Annotated in this window: 11 protein-coding genes; 6 read left to right on the top strand and 5 right to left on the bottom strand. The window is 46.0% G+C overall.

Features of this window, described 5'->3' with window-relative positions; genetic code table 11:
• The first annotated feature begins 198 nt into the window (after positions 1-198).
• Positions 199-1,272: a DMT family transporter gene (locus QUA34_RS17805; protein ID WP_333388725.1), complete on the top strand. Its 1,074-nt coding sequence runs from the start codon at positions 199-201 to the stop codon at positions 1,270-1,272.
• 30 nt (positions 1,273-1,302) lie between these two features.
• Here QUA34_RS17805 and QUA34_RS17800 read toward each other — a convergent pair whose 3' ends face one another.
• Together QUA34_RS17800 and QUA34_RS17795 are read right to left on the bottom strand one after the other, a co-directional pair.
• Entirely contained in the window at positions 1,303-1,974 is a 672-nt protein-coding gene (locus QUA34_RS17800; protein ID WP_333321712.1) for a phage tail protein, read from the bottom strand.
• 1 nt (position 1,975) lies between these two features.
• Complete coding sequence (locus QUA34_RS17795; RefSeq protein ID WP_333388722.1) at positions 1,976-3,082, bottom strand: AAA family ATPase; 1,107 nt, start codon at positions 3,080-3,082, stop codon at positions 1,976-1,978.
• A gap of 47 nt (positions 3,083-3,129) precedes the next feature.
• Between QUA34_RS17795 and QUA34_RS17790 the strand changes: the two genes are divergently transcribed.
• Positions 3,130-3,978 carry a M28 family peptidase gene (locus QUA34_RS17790; RefSeq protein WP_333388720.1) on the top strand — a complete coding sequence of 283 codons (849 nt, stop codon included), beginning with the start codon at positions 3,130-3,132 and terminating at the stop codon, positions 3,976-3,978.
• A gap of 144 nt (positions 3,979-4,122) precedes the next feature.
• The gene (locus tag QUA34_RS17785; RefSeq protein ID WP_333388717.1) at positions 4,123-7,848 is read left to right on the top strand and encodes a hydantoinase B/oxoprolinase family protein; all 3,726 of its coding nucleotides are present in this window, start codon (positions 4,123-4,125) and stop codon (positions 7,846-7,848) included.
• Here the strand turns inward: QUA34_RS17785 and QUA34_RS17780 are convergent.
• Positions 7,839-8,309, bottom strand: coding sequence for an RNase H family protein (locus tag QUA34_RS17780; protein WP_333348055.1), 471 nt, complete (start codon positions 8,307-8,309; stop codon positions 7,839-7,841). The genes QUA34_RS17785 and QUA34_RS17780 overlap by 10 nt on opposite strands.
• A 158-nt stretch (positions 8,310-8,467) precedes the next feature.
• Here QUA34_RS17780 and QUA34_RS17775 point away from each other — a divergent pair, with 158 nt between their 5' ends.
• Both QUA34_RS17775 and QUA34_RS17770 read left to right on the top strand, forming a co-directional pair.
• The gene (locus QUA34_RS17775) at positions 8,468-9,115 is read left to right on the top strand and encodes an RNA polymerase sigma factor (protein ID WP_006634336.1); all 648 of its coding nucleotides are present in this window, start codon (positions 8,468-8,470) and stop codon (positions 9,113-9,115) included.
• A gap of 174 nt (positions 9,116-9,289) precedes the next feature.
• On the top strand, positions 9,290-9,610 hold the full coding sequence (locus QUA34_RS17770) for a 2Fe-2S iron-sulfur cluster-binding protein (RefSeq protein ID WP_333046751.1): 321 nt from the start codon (positions 9,290-9,292) through the stop codon (positions 9,608-9,610).
• A gap of 199 nt (positions 9,611-9,809) precedes the next feature.
• Here the strand turns inward: QUA34_RS17770 and treS are convergent, their stop codons facing one another.
• The gene (treS, locus tag QUA34_RS17765; protein WP_333388714.1) at positions 9,810-13,193 is read right to left on the bottom strand and encodes a maltose alpha-D-glucosyltransferase; all 3,384 of its coding nucleotides are present in this window, start codon (positions 13,191-13,193) and stop codon (positions 9,810-9,812) included.
• A gap of 564 nt (positions 13,194-13,757) precedes the next feature.
• Here treS and QUA34_RS17760 point away from each other — a divergent pair.
• Complete coding sequence (locus QUA34_RS17760; protein WP_190735008.1) at positions 13,758-13,988, top strand: photosystem II protein, Psb35-related; 231 nt, start codon at positions 13,758-13,760, stop codon at positions 13,986-13,988.
• Between the two features lie 192 nt (positions 13,989-14,180).
• On the opposite strand, the gene QUA34_RS17755 is transcribed toward QUA34_RS17760, so the two are convergent.
• Complete coding sequence (locus tag QUA34_RS17755; protein ID WP_333388711.1) at positions 14,181-17,102, bottom strand: AAA family ATPase; 2,922 nt, start codon at positions 17,100-17,102, stop codon at positions 14,181-14,183.
• Positions 17,103-17,165: the final 63 nt, after the last annotated feature.

Genomic DNA, 17,165 nt, shown 5'->3' with positions numbered 1-17,165 from the left:
CTGTGTTCGCAACAGGCTTTCCGGCCTGTTCCACAAGAAAATTCTCGATTGTGGAACAGGCCGGAAAGCCTGTTCATAATTGCCGAGATTTGTGCGATCGCACTTAACCCAACACCAATATATAATTGTAAAAATTGCTTAACAAATCTACATCATTTTCCTGAGAGCCACTTTCATCAATTATTTGGAGTCTCCGCCATGCAGCTAAAGCTTACCGATTCAAAACTGCCTTTTGCCCCGCTGTTGCTGATTGCACCGTTTTTCCTGTGGGGAACCGCGATGGTAGCCATGAAGGGCGTGATGCCGCACACAACGCCGCTGTTTGTGGCATTCGTGCGTTTAGTACCTGCGGGCGTGTTGGTGCTGCTGGCGGCGGCATTCATGGGCAAACCGCAGCCGCAGGGTTGGAAAGCTTGGCTGTGGATTTCGCTGTTTGCTTTGGTTGACGCTACTTTGTTTCAAGGCTTTTTAGCCGAAGGTTTGGCGAGAACCGGTGCGGGCTTGGGTTCGGTGATGATTGATTCTCAGCCGCTAGCTGTGGCGATTTTATGTTTGTGGCTATTTCAAGAAAAAATTGGTTTTTGGGGCTGGTTGGGATTAGTGATTGGCGTAGTCGGCATCAGTTTAATTGGGTTGCCGGATGGCTGGATTTTGGGGCTGTTTCATCCTGAAAACGCGCAGGTTTCTGCGGGTATCGAACAGTTGTTTCAGGGTGGAGAATGGTTGATGCTGTTGGCTGCTTTGTCGATGGCTGTGGGTACGGTTTTGGTGCGCTGGGTTTGCCGCTATGTTGACCCGGTGGTGGCGACTGGTTGGCACATGATTTTGGGCGGTTTGCCGCTGTTGGCAATTTCGGCGGCAACGGAGTCTGAGCAGTTTGTGAATATCGATTTTTCCGGCTGGATGGCGTTAGGTTATTCTACTGTGTTCGGAAGTGCGATCGCCTACGGTTTATTCTTTTATTTTGCTTCGAGTGGCAGTCTAACAAGTTTAAGTTCTCTTACCTTTCTTACGCCTGTATTTGCTTTGCTGTTCGGCAATTTGTTTTTGGGCGAAGTTCTCAATCCGCTGCAATCGATGGGGGTGGGGCTGACTTTGGTTAGTATTTATTTGATTAATCAGCGGGATACTTTGGGTGAGAAATTGCGAAAAGTGCGGCACGGTGAAGCGAGTGCTGAAGTTGAAGCAACAGGATTGTTAGAGTCTTCTGAGTTGAATTCTGTAGAATTGCCGGTGCAGGTGCGGGTAGGCGAAATGGAATCGGAAGTTTAGCAGGTGGAGTTTATGGAGAATTGGGAAACTTTACCACTCGTCTTCTAAAGGAATAACAATTTTTTTGCTTTCAATCTCTACTACAAAATTTGTCAAACTGGGATTGTGTTGGTAACAAGCCATCAAATCCTTATGCTTGCGATATTGTTTGGAAATGTCCCGATAATATTCAGGCTTTTTGGCGTCAATTGTAAAATCATGTTTCTTTACAAGCTCCTTATTTAACGTTTCTAAACACTTTTTGAATTTAGACTTTTTGTTGTCTTTATAATACAGTGGCAGCAACCAACACTCAATAGAGTGTACTGAGATAGCCCAAATGATTCGCTGTTGACATTGACTGTAGAAATCTTCGCCAATTTCTTGTTTGAACTTTTCAATAACTTTGCCAATCAACTCTTGAGGAGTAAATTCACCATTTTCGTCTTGCTGTGGGATACCATAATCTTGTGAAACATCCGTGTCTATTTGGATAATGATATAGTCATTAAATTGAAACGACTCTTTAAAATCTCTTAAACGGCAATAAGCAAAGACTTGACTCCAACTACCATAACCTTTAAATTTATTTTCATCATCTTTATCTCTTTCTGGTTGTAGTGGGTTAATCGTTAGATCGGGATTCTTGAAATATCCTGCTAAAATATTTTCAATCACAATCTGGTCAGTCAATCCCTCAGTAATTAATCCAAAACTAATCATATTAAAAATTCTTAGGAAGCCCTCCGATATAGCCTCTCAAAAAAGCCTCGGATAATTTTACAGGTTCCTGTCCTTCGAGAGGTTCAGGTTTGAGAATGCGTCTAGCTTTAGTATGCCCTAATTGGTTGCGGTAGATCACAAACAGCCGCTGTTCATCATCATCTAAATCCAAACCGTCCAAAACAGCCGGGTTGTGAGTTGTAAATATAACTTGTTTGTCGTGTTTTTTTGCGAGTTGTTCTAATTCTTGGATTAAGCGACGACATAATCTGGGGTTGAGGGAAGCGTCAATGTTATCAATTGCAAAAAATTTAGGTGTGATATCGCTAATGAACAAGGCAAAGTAAAAGAGTAAAAATAAAAAGCCTTCATTAGAGCTTTTTTGGTCTAAGTAAGTTAAATTTTTATCTAAATATCTATCTTTAATTTGGAGAGAGTTTTGAATATTTGATAAATTTGGAGGAGCTTCAAAATCTTGAAACCAATCTATCAGTTGCAGCTTTTTTTTAATTTCATTAAGCTGCTGCTGGTTATCTGAACTCAAAAATTTTAAAAGTTTAAACAAACCTTCTCCATTAATGCCTAATGGTTGAATTTGACCTTCTTTTTCAAAAGTTCGTAAGGCTTGGTTTTTCGGAGAGTAAATTATAAATTTTTTTAAAAAAAGTATTTGGTAAGCCTGATGTTTAAAAATTTTATTTTTTTCTATATGGGTGTCAGTATAATAACTGGCAAAATCGTAGACTGGAGTATAAGAACTATAATAATTGCTGTCATTAAGCCACTGAGAATAGGGAGAGTTATCATTTTGTAAACGAAACTTAAATTCTTGTCCATCATTCCATCTTAAGTCAATTTTGATATCTTTAACCAAATTTTCCATTTCAAAGGCCGATCGCATTAATTGAGGTTCTGTCACTCTGATGCCCCGAGAAGCTAAAAACTCGTTATCCAGCTTGTCATCAGCCGCCGCAGAAGCCAGGGCGATCGCCTCTAGGATATTACTCTTACCGCAACCATTTTCACCGATCAATACAGTTACTCGTCCTAATTCTAGCTTCAGCTTTTGAATGGACTTATAATTTTCGATTCTGACTTCTCCAATCATAATTTAATCCAATATAATCTTAGTGTACTCATTGTATCTCCGATCGCATGAATCTCAAAGAACGCTTGCACAGCCATCTGATTCAAATTGTACGCGATCGCAATCCATACCTCGCATCCGAAGGGCATTTTTATGCCCAGCAATACATCCGCGAACAGTTGGCACAGTGGGGAACTGTAGAAATTGACGATTTTGCGGTGCGCGGCCGAATTCATCACAATTTGATTTTGGATTTACCCCCCTCCGATCCGGCGGTTAAGAAGCGGTTGCCGCCGATCGTAATTGGTGCTCATTACGATACTGTACCCGGAACACCTGGGGCCGATGATAATGCTACTGGTGTTGCTGTTTTGCTGGAACTCGCAAGGGATCTCGCATCTGGGCCGCTCAAATATCCAGTGCAATTAGTCGCCTTCGATATGGAAGAATACGGTTATTTGGGAAGCAGTCATCATGCAGCTAAATACAAGCAACAGCAAAAGTCAATCCGGTTAATGATTTCTTTGGAAATGTTGGGTTATTGCAACCACAATCCTAATTCTCAAAGCTATCCCCATGGCTTGAAATATTTTTATCCAAATAGTGGCAATTTTATTGCTTTAATTGGCACTTTGCGGACGGTTCCCGATTTGATTAATTTGAGTGGCAAAATTCGCAAATCTGGTCAGCCCTGCGAGTGGCTGCCGGTGCCGAATCGAGGTTTAATTGTGCCGGATACTCGCCGCAGCGATCATGTTCCTTTTTGGGATAATGGTTATCCGGCTATTATGGTGACTGATACTGCTAATATGCGAAATCCGCATTATCATCGAGAAAGCGATAGGATTGAGACTTTGGATTTGGATTTTCTGGCTGGTGTTTGTCAGGGGTTGGTCAAGGGCATTCGACATCTATAATTAACACGAGCGAGCGCCTGTTAGTTTGATTGACCAGAAATTATGAATTTTATGACCAGAAATTATGAATTTTATGAATTGACTCGAACAGAAGTTTGTTGAATACTTGTAAATTAATCAAGCAAAAATTTCAAAAAAAGAGATATGAATCCTACTTCTCCCGATCGCACTCGCTGGCAATTCTGGATCGATCGCGGTGGCACTTTTACCGATATTGTCGCCAAGAACCCCGACGGTAAATTAGTCATTCACAAGCTGCTGTCGGAAAACCCAGAACGCTACACCGACGCCGCAGTTCAAGGAATTCGCGATATTTTGAGAATTCCCGCCGACGCAGCTATACCCGCCGCCGAAATTGAAGCGATAAAAATGGGGACGACGGTAGCCACAAATGCTTTACTGGAACGAAAGGGCGATCGCACAATTCTGTTAATTACTAAAGGTTTCGGCGATGCGCTGAGAATTGGCTATCAAAACCGCCCGAATATTTTCGCGCGTCACATTGTTTTGCCCCAGATGCTGTACGATCGAGTTATTGAAGTTGCCGAACGCTACAGCGCTCAAGGTGAGGAGTTAACTGCTGTCAATCCCGAGTTTATCCCGTCTTTGCAGCAAGCATACGATGAGGGAATTCGCAGTTGTGCGATCGTATTCATGCACGGCTACCGCTACTCGGAACACGAAAAACAAGTTGCTAAAATAGCGAAAGAAATTGGCTTTACTCAAATTTCAGTATCTCACGAAGTTAGCCCGCTGATGAAATTAGTTTCGCGGGGAGATACTGCGGTTGTTGATGCTTATTTATCTCCGATCTTACGGCGTTATGTCGAACAAGTAACCAGTCAGTTAATCGAGGCAGATTCCGGGAACGAGGGATTATTAATGCCCAATGCCCAATTCCCAATGCCCAATGCCCAATTCCCCAAATTAATGTTTATGCAATCGAATGGCGGCTTAGTGGACGCCGCACAATTTCAAGGAAAAAACAGTATTTTATCCGGGCCTGCTGGGGGAATTGTCGGTGCAGTTCAAACGAGCAAAAAGGCAGGTTTTGATAAAATTATTACCTTTGATATGGGCGGAACTTCGACAGATGTTGCCCATTTTAACGGCGAATACGAACGCGAATTTGAGACGGAAATTGCAGGGGTGAGATTGCGATCGCCCGTGATGGCAATTCACACTGTAGCAGCCGGCGGCGGTTCAATTGTCTTTTTTGACGGGGCTCGCTACCGCGTCGGACCGGAGTCTGCAGGGGCAAATCCAGGGCCCGCTTGCTATCGCAAAGGCGGCCCCTTGACGGTGACTGATTGCAATGTGATGTTGGGGAAAATTCAACCGGATTTTTTCCCGAAAGTATTTGGATTGAATGGAGATTTGCCGATCGCCCCTGACGTAGTAAAGCAAAAATTTGGGCAATTAGCCGCGGAAATTGGGGGCGAGAAGACGGCCGAAGAGGTGGCGGAGGGTTTTTTGGCGATCGCTGTGGAAAAGATGGCAAATGCTGTCAAAAAAATCTCGCTTCAGCGCGGTTACGATGTTTCGGAGTATACATTGTGCTGTTTCGGCGGTGCGGGCGGCCAACACGCTTGTGCGATCGCCGATGCTTTGGGGATGAAACGGGTATTTATTCACCCTTATGCGGGCGTGCTGTCGGCTTACGGTATGGGTTTGGCTGATGTGCGGGCTATTCGCGAAAGGGCGATCGAGCAACAATTAAATGCAGAATTATTAGCTGATTTGCATCATATTTTAACCGAATTGGAGGCTGAGGGAAAGAGGGAATTGAACCGCAGAGGCGCAGAGAACACAGAGAATCAGTCAGAGGTTTTAGTTGTTAGCAAGTTGCGCTTAAAATATCAGGGAAGTGACTCGGTTTTGGCGGTCAATTTTGCTGACAATATTGAGGCGATGCAGGCTGAATTTGAAGCAGCACACCGACAGCGTTACAGTTTTATTATGCCAGAAAAACCGCTGATTGTGGAAGCGGTTTCGGTGGAAGTTGTAGAAAGAATGGATGTGCCGGAAGCATCCACAATTTCCCCCTCTGGTGGGACGGGCATCTTGCCTGTGCAAGCAATTTCAACGGTGCAAATGTATGTTGCTGGCGGGTGGCGGGAAACGCCTGTTTATCAGAGAGACGATTTGCGATCGGGCGACTGCATAGAAGGCCCTGCTATGATTGTTGAAGCAACGGGAACTAATATCATAGAACCGGGCTGGGAAGGGGAAATCACCGAAAATAATGATTTAATTTTGAACCGCAGATGCACGCAGATGGACGCAGATAATATCCGCGTTCCTTCGGGTTTATCTGCTGTTAAATCCGATCCGGTTTTGCTGGAAATTTTTAATAATTTGTTTCGGGCGATCGCCGAACAAATGGGCGTCACATTGCAAAACACAAGTTCCTCAGTCAACATCAAGGAACGCCTCGACTTTTCCTGTGCAATTTTCGACAAAAACGGGCAATTAGTTGCCAACGCGCCGCACATTCCCGTACATCTGGGATCGATGAGCGAAAGCGTTGAAGCTTTAATTTTAGCACATGGCAATGCGATTCTACCCGGCGATGTTTATGTTTCTAACAATCCCTACAACGGCGGCACGCATTTACCAGACATCACCGTTATTACTCCAGTATTCGATCGTGATTCCTCCCTTCCTTTGTTTTATGTTGCCTCGCGGGGGCATCACGCCGATATCGGCGGCATTACTCCCGGTTCCATGCCTCCTAACAGTACAACAGTAACCGAAGAAGGCGTATTGCTTGACAATTTGCTGTTAGTAAGCAAGGGCAACTTTCGAGAAAAAGAATTACTAGAACTTCTGACAGCGGGGAATTTTCATGTTCGCAATTCCGCTCAAAATATAGCAGATTTACAAGCACAAATTGCTGCTAACAAGCGCGGCGCAGAAGAGCTGCTCAAGATGGTAGAACATTATGGATTAGAGACTGTGCAAGCTTATATGGGCTTCGTACAAGACAATGCGGAAGAGTCGGTACGCAGGGTAATTGATGTGTTGCAAGATGGCGAATTTACTTATCCGATGGATAGTGGCGGACAAATTAAGGTAGCGATTACGATTGACAAATCTGCCCGCAGTGCAAAAATAGATTTTACTGGCACTTCTGCTCAACAAACCAACAATTTTAATGCTCCTGCAGCCGTGTGCAAAGCCGCTGTTTTGTATGTTTTCCGCACGTTGGTAGATGACGATATTCCTCTAAATGCGGGTTGTTTGAAACCTCTCGAAATCATCAATCCCGAAGGCTGTATGCTGAATCCTCGCTATCCAGCGGCGGTAGTTGCCGGAAATGTGGAAACATCGCAGAATATTACCGATGCTTTGTATTGTGCTTTGGGAGTGATGGCGGCTTCTCAGGGAACTATGAATAATTTTACCTTTGGAAATCAGCGCTATCAATATTATGAAACTATTTGCGGCGGTTCGGGTGCTGGTGCAGATTTTGACGGTACTGATGCGGTGCAAACTCACATGACTAATTCGCGTTTAACCGATCCTGAAGTATTAGAATGGCGCTTCCCGGTGTTGTTAGAAAATTTTGAAATTCTGGCTAATAGTGGGGGGAATGGATCTCATCGCGGCGGTAATGGAGTTGTGCGGCGAGTGCGGTTTCGGGAGGCGATGACGGCGGGAATTTTATCGGGGAGGCGGGTGATTTCTCCTTGCGGTTTGAATGGGGGTGCAGCGGGGAAAGTTGGGCGGAATTATGTTGAAACGGTTGATGGAAAAGTTGAAGAATTGGGGAGTACGGCGACTGTGGAAATGCAGCCGGGGGATGTGTTTGTAATTGAAACTCCCGGAGGCGGAGGATATGGTTTTCCTAGCGGGGTTCACCGTTGATAGCCTTCATCTGCTGGTAAGTTTTGTTGATTGGCTGCTTGTCTGGAAATATAATTGCAGCGTTGATATTCTTGGTTGCCCGCACATTCCTTAATTCTAATAAACTCAACGTCGTGTTGGGAACATAATTGGAGTAATTCCTCCCACAAATCTACGTTAGCAGTAGGTTTCTGTTCGCTATTTTTCCAGTTATTAGCTTGCCAGCGCAGCGCCCAATTGTTGGCAATAGCATCTACAAGGTAGCCGTTGTTATTGTATAGCGTCACTTTACATCTTGTTTTGAGTGCTTTCAGACCTTCAATTGCAGCAAGAATATCCATACGATTATTTGTAGTTAACTGAAATCCGCCTGATAGTTCCTTGCGATGATTTTCATACAGCAAGATTGCCCCATATCCGCCAGCACTGCTCGCCGTAGTTATACCACGAGTATAGATGCTAACTTGTTTCAAGTTGTTCATGCTTGTGGACTTCTTCATGGAATACAAACATTTGGCGATATTATATAATTAATTAACTTAAATATCAACATAATTTTCCAGCACTTGCATCAAATGTATATCGTGTTGTAGAATCGGGCTGCACCCGCATTTATTCTCCAAGCTATTCCGGAACAATTGTGCAAACACCTAATTTTTCAGAACTCAACCATCCTGTGGTCAAATCCCTGTTCCATCACAGCGACCAGGAATTATTGACTCTGTTTCAAAACCATCCCGATCAGGGTCGCTTCTTCACGGCGATTTTTTGCCGCTACGCTCAAATTGTACACTCCCTGATTCGCCATTCCGTACGATCGCCCGTACAAGGCGATTACCTATTTGCCCACACTTGGCTGCACATCTATCACGAACTGCGAGGCCTCGATTTGCGCCGCGAAATCCAAGAGTCTGATGGCGGAAATCTCAGTCTCCAAAACTGGCTGATTAATGTCACCGCAGTCTGCATAAATCAAGCTGAATTGCCCCCTGTTGAGTCGATTCACTACTCTTTGCAATCGGCTCCGCCTCCCCTGTGGTGTTACGTCAAACAAGCCTTAGAATTGTTAGCGCCGCTGCCGCGTTTAGTGGTACTGATGGCTCAGACTTTCCGCTGGAGCGAAACTCGAATTGCCGCTTATTTGCAAGCAGAAGGCGAAGCTATTTCCCCCGCTCAGGTAAAGGCTTTGCTGCAAAAAGGATATCAAAGTTTAGAATCCAACTTGCCGGAGGATATTCGGGCTATTTATCTAGATGAAAATCTCGATTATCAAGAAGCACTTGTCTAGTATAGCGATCGAGGTTGTGGTTTCTCAAAAACCCGGTGTTTTGAAAATACTGGGTTTTTTAGGTATCATGTATAGTGGCATATCCTCCGTCGGCACCCTACATTTTGATTTTTTCTGTAAGTTGTAATCATCTATTTTAGTTGAATACAAGCAATCCAAATATAAGAGGTGGAAATGGCTGTTTATCAAGTTCGGTTGGTGAATGAGGCTCTCGCGCTCGATCGCACGATCGCAGTCCCAGACGACCAGTATATCTTAGATATGGCAGAAGATGCCGGCATCCGCTTGCCGAATGGATGCAAGCAAGGCGAGTGTTCTGCTTGCGTTGTCAAACTGCTGAGCGGTGAAATCGACCAAAGCGAACAAAAGTTTTTGAAGCCGTCAGAATTGCAAGCTGGCTACGCTGTTACTTGTGTGGCTTACCCGCTTTCTGACTGCACTTTGTTAACTCATCAAGAACAAGTTTTATATCAAGCCGCTCTTTATTTTAAGTAATAGGAAATCAGTTTTTTACCATTTTTTCTTCTCGCCTCGCTGGGCGCGGAATTTGTTTGTAGAAGAGCGAATTATATTCGCCGAAAATCGTTATCAAAGCAGATTGGGTCTCATGTAAGGTGCGCGACTCTCCAGCATCTCGCTGTTAATTGAGTAACTAAAAAGCCACGCACCCTAATGAGTATAGATAAACCCGCCCTTATATATTCAGCAATTCTACAATCCGCTTCAGCGGAATGTGCGCCCAATCCAAGCGGTAATTAAGTTCGTAGGCTAGCTCGCCAACCGCTTTTTCCAAAATGTAAGCATCCAGCAAAACTTGTAGTTCCGGTATAGATTTGGGCAAGAAATCTGCATCGGCTGCTGTTGCCAAATAGCTCTTAACAAAAGTGAGGCTGACCCAGCGGTGCCAAACGTTTGCCCACTGCTGCATCTCCGGGAGATTTTCCGGGCGAATCATCCCACTTTCTACTTCATTGCGGAGTGCCAAAGTAACAGCATAACTTATAGATTGCAGCATTCCTGCAACATCTCGCAGAGGCGACCTCTTCATCCGCCGCTCGCTTAACGGTCGATTCCGTTCTCCTCCGAAATCAATAATTACGAAGTCTTTGCCTGTATAAAGAACTTGCCCGAAATGAAAGTCCCCGTGACAGCGAATTCTATCGGCCGTGATTCTCAAGTTCAAAATAGACTTGAAACGTTCCATGAGCAAGTCTTCGCGGTTGAGGACCTTTTGAGCCGATTTTTGTATTTCTGGCGGCAGTTTGGACATCCGTTTTTTCAGCTCCAGCAAAGTTCTTCCGGCCACATTTCTCATGTATTGATAGATGGAACGCTGGTAAAAGGAGGTGAAGCTTTCTGGGGCAAAAGCGGGATTTTCTGTGTCAGCAGCTAAAGCGAGGTGAAGTTCGGCTGTCCGCTGACCTAAAAGTTCGGCTGATGCTAAGTAAGAGCCGATGAGTTCGCGAGCTAATGCCGGAATTTCTAGGGATAAATCGGCTACTAGCGAGTTTTGCTGCCGCTGGGTTTGTCCGGTCAAAGCGTTCGGCAAATAATTTTCGGGGGCAGTAGATAAATTCTCGCCGGAATGCTTTGCTTCTACTGTCATTACTTGCTCGAAATAGTCGCGCAGCGTGTCTAATGTATAAGACCAAGCATCTACGCTGTCGGGGATTAAATTTTGTAGTATTCCGACTGTAAGGACTTGTTTTGCTGGTGTGTGATATTCCAATGCTCCGGCAATTGGAGCGTAGTGTTGGATCGAATTGCGCTCTGTTAAAAAGCGCCCGATTTCTAATTCGGGGTTGATTCCTTCCTCGACTTTTCTCAATATTTTCAGGACGAAGCGGTCGCCGTAACCTGCGGATGTATTGCTTTGTTCTTTTTTGAACAGGTGAGGGTCGAGGTGCGATAAATCTTGTTCTGAGCTGAATGCACGGTCGGCAATTCCTACGAGTTGACCTGCAACACCTCTGTAACTGCGAGAATTGCCGATCGCCTCCAGCAGCGCGCTCAGAAAACCTTTGTCACCAGCAGCATCAAATAGTACCCCGACTTCCTTGTTGGTTTCTGGGAAGTGCAGGCGCGCGATCGCCCGATCGTCCACATCGCCTTTCATCTCTTCCCACCCTAAAGGCAAAACGTAAGTTTCCGGCATACCTTCAGTATAATTCAACTGCAAAAACAGAATGTAAACTTGAGATTGCTCCCCCGCACTATCTTTACATTCAATCGGTACAATCTCACTTATTTCTAATGATTGAATTGTCCTATCTGTACCGCTAAACCAGCGATTGCGCCGCAGGTATCCCGGCAAAATATTAAGCAGCATATCGCTTAACTGACTGGTAGAAAAAGCAGTTTTCCAATTGCCTATCACCGCCAAAGTAGGCAAGTTTGTGGGAACACCGTGCAGCGAAAAATCTTCGTGTTTAACAGTAAGAGTAAACCAGTAAAAAGTGTGAGGACTCAAGCACAAAAAGTAAGGATTCTCGCCAACGGGAGGAAACTCCGTGCGGCCGAAAATCTCCACCGGAACAGCACCTTTAAAGGCCGCAAGGTCTAATTCTGCGGTCTGGACGAAGCGCGACAAATTAGCCACTACGAGGATGTGTTCGTCTTGATAAGTGCGTACAAAAGCTAAAACTTTGCGGTTTTCCGGGTACAGAAACTCGCAAGTTCCACGGCCGAATGCTTGGAAGCGCTGCCTAATTGCAATCAGGCGTTTCATCCACCACCAAAGAGAACTCGGATTCGCCCGCTGCGCGTCCACGTTAACAGATTCGTAGTGATATTCAGGGTCAACAATTGGCGGTGCGTACAGCCGCTGCGGGTTAGCACGGCTGAAACCGGCATTGCGATCGCCGCTCCACTGCATCGGAGTTCTCACCCCGTTGCGATCGCCCAAATAGATATTGTCTCCCATGCCAATTTCATCGCCGTAGTAAAGCACCGGCGTACCCGGAAGAGACAGCAGCAAAGCATTCATCAACTCGATGCGGCGGCGGTTATTTCCCATCAAAGGAGCCAAGCGGCGGCGGATGCCCAAATTAATTCTCGCCTGAGTGTCTTGAGCGTACACCCGATACATATAATCTCGGTCTTCATCGCTCACCATTTCCAGCGTCAATTCATCGTGATTCCGCAAAAATAATGCCCACTGACAGTTATTGGGAATCTGCGGAGTTTGCTGGAGAATGTCGCTAATGGGGAAGCTATCTTCCATATACAAAGCCATAAATAAACGCGGCATCAGCGGAAAATGAAAGTTCATGTGACATTCATCGCCAGCAGCGTAATATTCAACCGCATCCTCCGGCCACTGATTCGCCTCAGCAAGCAGCATCCGGTTCGGGAATTTCTCATCTACGTGCTTCCGCAAGTGCTTGAGGAATACGTGAGTTTCTGGCAGGTTTTCGCAGTTAGTACCTTCGCGCTCGTACAGGTAAGGCACCGCATCCATTCGCAGTCCGTCTACTCCAAGTGCCAACCAGAAATCTACCACATCTAAGATAGCTTGGCGCACGGCCGGATTGTCGTAATTCAAATCGGGTTGGTGGGAATAAAAACGGTGCCAGTAATAAGCTTTTGCTACGGCATCCCAAGCCCAATTAGAGGTTTCAAAATCTTTGAAAATAATCCGAGCATCTTGATATTTTTCCGGGGTGTCGCTCCACACATAAAAATCTCTTTCGTTACTGCCTTTCGGGGCGCGGCGCGCTCGCTGAAACCAAGCGTGCTGGTCGGAAGTGTGGTTAACAATTAACTCAATAATGACTCGAATTCCCCGCTGGTGCGCTGCTTCTAAAAGGTCTTTAAAGTCCTCTAATGTGCCGTAAATCGGGTTGACGGTAGTATAGTGAGATGTATCGTAGCCGTCGTCTCGGAGCGGCGAGGGAAAAAATGGCAGTACCCAAATTGCTGTTACTCCCAAGTTTTGCAGGTAATCCAGTTTTTCAGTCAGTCCTCTAAAGTCGCCAATGCCGTCTGCATTGCTGTCGGCAAAAGCCCGAACAGGTACTTCGTAAATAATCGCATCTTTGAACCACAACGGGTCGTTATTTAAGATTGAGTTTGGCATGATTTGTAGCGATGATTGGTAATTGAGAATTTGTACTTAAAATTTGGTAATTGGGATTTGTTAGTTCCAATCCAAACTGATAAATCATAACTTATAATTTGACCGCGATCGTCATGCCAGCGGCAGACTTTTAATCGTAATTTATTAACGCAAAACTTATAACTTCTTAACTATAAAATCTCAACAATCTGTTTTGCTATTTCGGATACAGTTCACAATCCGGGTACTGTGCTAGCTAGCGATGCGCGGTAGTGCCCACCCTACCAAGGCGTGTCAACTTAAGCCTGAAACCCCTCTGTATCTCTCGCTGGTAGCCCAGTCTAGATGCCTCTAAATCCCCCTTGATAAGGGGGACTTTGAGAACACTCTTGTCCCCCCTTATTAAGGGGGGCTAGGGGGGATCGAGCCCTTGTTGACACTAAGCACACCCTACAGACTCAGGATTAGGTGCGGTATTTACTACCTGCCGGACGGTTGCCACGACAGTACACTACCTTGACGTTAATTGCTGAGTTTTGTTACATTTATTTACATAAAGCAACAAAACTTAAGGAAAAAGCAAAAATGACTATTGTAATCGCTCTTTTAATCGTCGGTTGGGTCGCGGCCTCAGTAATTGGCACTCAAGCATATTTCCTCGGGGAACAGTCAAAGCCCATCCACGAGCGCAATTGGAATGATGAATCTTTTGAACAACTGGCAAAATCAGTGACGGGAACAGAAGTTGATTACCGCGTTCGCGTTCCCGCCTACAGCCTCGATGCTTACGGCAGCCGCACCATCTCGAATTCTTGATATCAAGTAACAGGTTTCACCATTTTCAATAACAGGCAAGATGCCTGTTCCACAAGAAGACTTATTATTTGTGGAACAAGCATATTGCGTAACAGGTTGCACCATTTTTAATAACAAGCAGGATGCCTGCTCCCCAAGAACAATTGATTGTTTGTGGAACAGGCATCTTGCCTGTTCCTAGCTGTTCGGCAACTACAAACTCTTACCTGTCAGCGCTGGGCGAGAATCTTTTTTGCGAAATTGCAAAGTGTTATTTTCACAGTCGATCGCAATTGTATCTCCCTCCACAAACGCATTTTCCAGAATCTTGTTTGCCAGCGGGTTTTCCAGCTCCCGCTGGATGGCGCGTTTCAAGGGACGAGCGCCGTAAACCGGGTCGTAACCGACATCTGTGATATGGTTTTTCGCCGCATCCGACAGTTCCAAAGTAATTTTTTGCTCGGCCAACAACCGCTCGATCCGCTTCACTTGGATACTGACGATTTGCCGCAGTTCCACCTTGCTCAAAGTGTGGAACAAAATTATCTCGTCCACCCGATTGAGAAATTCGGGCCGGAAGTGCGATCGCAGGGCTGTCATCACCCGTTTTAACATCTGTTCGTACTCTTGGTCTGTCTCCCGTTCTTGAGTCAATAAATTTTCATTTTCACTCTTCTCGGCAGTATCGACTCGCTCTGCCGACACCTCAACAGTACCGTCGGCAGCCACTTTATAATCTGTCTTTTGACTTGACAAATCTTTCGTTTCCTGCTTCCGACTAGCAGGTTTTTTGACGGTTTTTTCCTTCTTAGTAAACACGTCTAAAATGTGGTCGCTGCCGATATTGCTAGTCATCACAATTACGGTATTTCTAAAGTCAACCACTCGACCTTGAGAATCGGTAATTCTGCCGTCATCCAACACTTGCAGCAAAATGTTAAATACGTCCGGGTGCGCTTTTTCCACTTCGTCAAACAGCACTACCGAATAAGGATGTCTCCGCACTGCTTCGGAAAGTTGTCCCCCTTCATCGTAACCGACATATCCGGGAGGAGCTCCTACCAACCGAGAAACGCTGTGCTTCTCCATGTATTCCGACATATCGATGCGGACGATCGCATCATCGCTGTCAAACAAAAACTCCGCCAACGCCCGCGCTAACTCAGTTTTCCCGACGCCTGTGGGGCCCATAAACAAGAAAGAGCCGATCGGCCTCCCGGGGTCTTTCATGCCCGCCCTAGCGCGTCGAATTGCCGCTGCCACGGCTGTTACAGCTTCCTCTTGACCGATGACTTTTTGGTGCAAGTGTTTTTCCAATTGCAGCAATTTTTGGCGTTCGGATTCTAACAACCGATTAACCGGAATGCCCGTCCATTTGGCGACAATTTCTGCAATATCGCCCTCAGTAACTTTTTCGCGCAGCAGGGAAGAACCTTGAGCTTGCTGTTTCAAAAGTTCCGCTTCTTTCGCTTCGCGATCGCGCACCGCAGTTTCCAACTTGCCGTACTTTAACTGTGCGGCTTTATTCAAATCGTAAGCCCTTTCTGCTTGTTCGATTTGCACTCGCAGTTGGTCTTCTTCTGCTTTCAATTTATTGATTGCATCCAACAACTGCTTTTCGCCCAACCACTGAGAGGACAATTTTTCCTGCTTGACTTTTAAGATATCAATCTCCGATGTGATGCGTTCGACGCGGAAGCCGAGCCCAGGGGCTAGAGCACCTTTTCCTTCGCCTTCGATCGACAATTTTTCCATTTCCAACTGCATCACGCGGCGGTCAATGCCTTCCAATTCCACAGGTTTAGAGGTAATCTCCATTTTCAAGTGGGCGGCCGCTTCATCTACGAGGTCGATCGCCTTGTCCGGCAAAAAGCGATCGGAAATATAGCGAAAAGACAGAGTTGCAGCAGCTACCAGGGCCGAATCAGTAATTTTTACCCCGTGGTGGCGTTCGTAACGGTCTTTCAATCCGCGCAAAATCGAAACAGTATCTTCAACGCTGGGTTCGCCGACAAATACTTGTTGAAATCTGCGTTCTAGTGCAGGATCTTTTTCAATATTCTTGCGGAATTCGTCGAGAGTTGTAGCGCCGATGCAGCGCAATTCGCCTCTCGCCAACATTGGTTTTAACAAATTTCCCGCATCCATTCCCGAACCGGAACTGCCACCGCCACCAGTCCCGACAACGGTGTGTAATTCGTCAATAAATAGGACAATTTGCCCGTCGGAATCGATAACTTCCCGCAGAACAGATCGCAATCGTTCTTCAAATTCGCCCCGGAATTTTGCCCCAGCAATTAAACTGCCCATGTCGAGGCTAAATAGCTGGCGATTTTTCAAAGATTCGGGTACGTCACCGTTGACAATTCGCTGGGCTAAACCTTCGGCGATCGCAGTTTTTCCGACTCCGGGATCGCCAATTAACACTGGATTGTTTTTTTGGCGGCGGGAAAGAACTTGTACCACGCGGCGGATTTCCTCGTCGCGGCCGATTACTGGGTCGAGTTTGCCGGCTTTGGCGGCTTCTGTCAAATCGCGGCCGTACTTGCTGAGGGCGTCGGAGTTAGCTTCGCCATCTTGATCTTGGGCTTTAGCGTTGCTGCGGCTGCCTTTCCCGGTTTCGGAATTTTTTTCTTGGGCTTTAGCAGTGGCGCGGAAAGATTTGATGGCTTCTTCGAGTTTTGGTCGATCGAGTGTACCGGCTGGGGGTTTGCGATCGTAACCGGGGCGGCCCGGCGGCCCATCGCCTTTTGTCAGCAACCTGCGACCGACTCGTTCGTCTTCTACTAAGCCAATTAATAAATGTTCAACGGCGATAAAATTATCTTGCCAAGTCGCCCTGGTGGCCTCGGCAACATCTAACATCACTTCTAAGCCGCGACCGAGGTATAGTTGGTCAGCGTTGGCAACTCTGGGCTGTCGTTTGGCAAAAGCATCTAACTGCTGGGCCAAGCGAGGGGCATCGACTCCAGCTTTGCTGAGAATGCTGTTGGCCTGGCCTTGCTGTTCGAGAAGGGCGATGGCTAAATGTTCAACCTCTAGCTGCTGATTGGCAAAGCGGCGGGCTACATCCTGGGATTTGACAATGGCTTCCCAGGCTTGATCTGTAAATTTGCTAGGGTCTGTTGGCTGCACGTTGGTTCCTCGCAATCAAGGGGATTCCTGTTGTTATCCGTTAATACATCGTCTCACAACCAT

Source organism: Microcoleus sp. POL10_C6 (assembly GCF_036701585.1).
Taxonomy (GTDB): Bacteria; Cyanobacteriota; Cyanobacteriia; order Cyanobacteriales; family Microcoleaceae; genus Microcoleus.
This window is presented reverse-complemented; position numbering and strand designations above follow the sequence as displayed.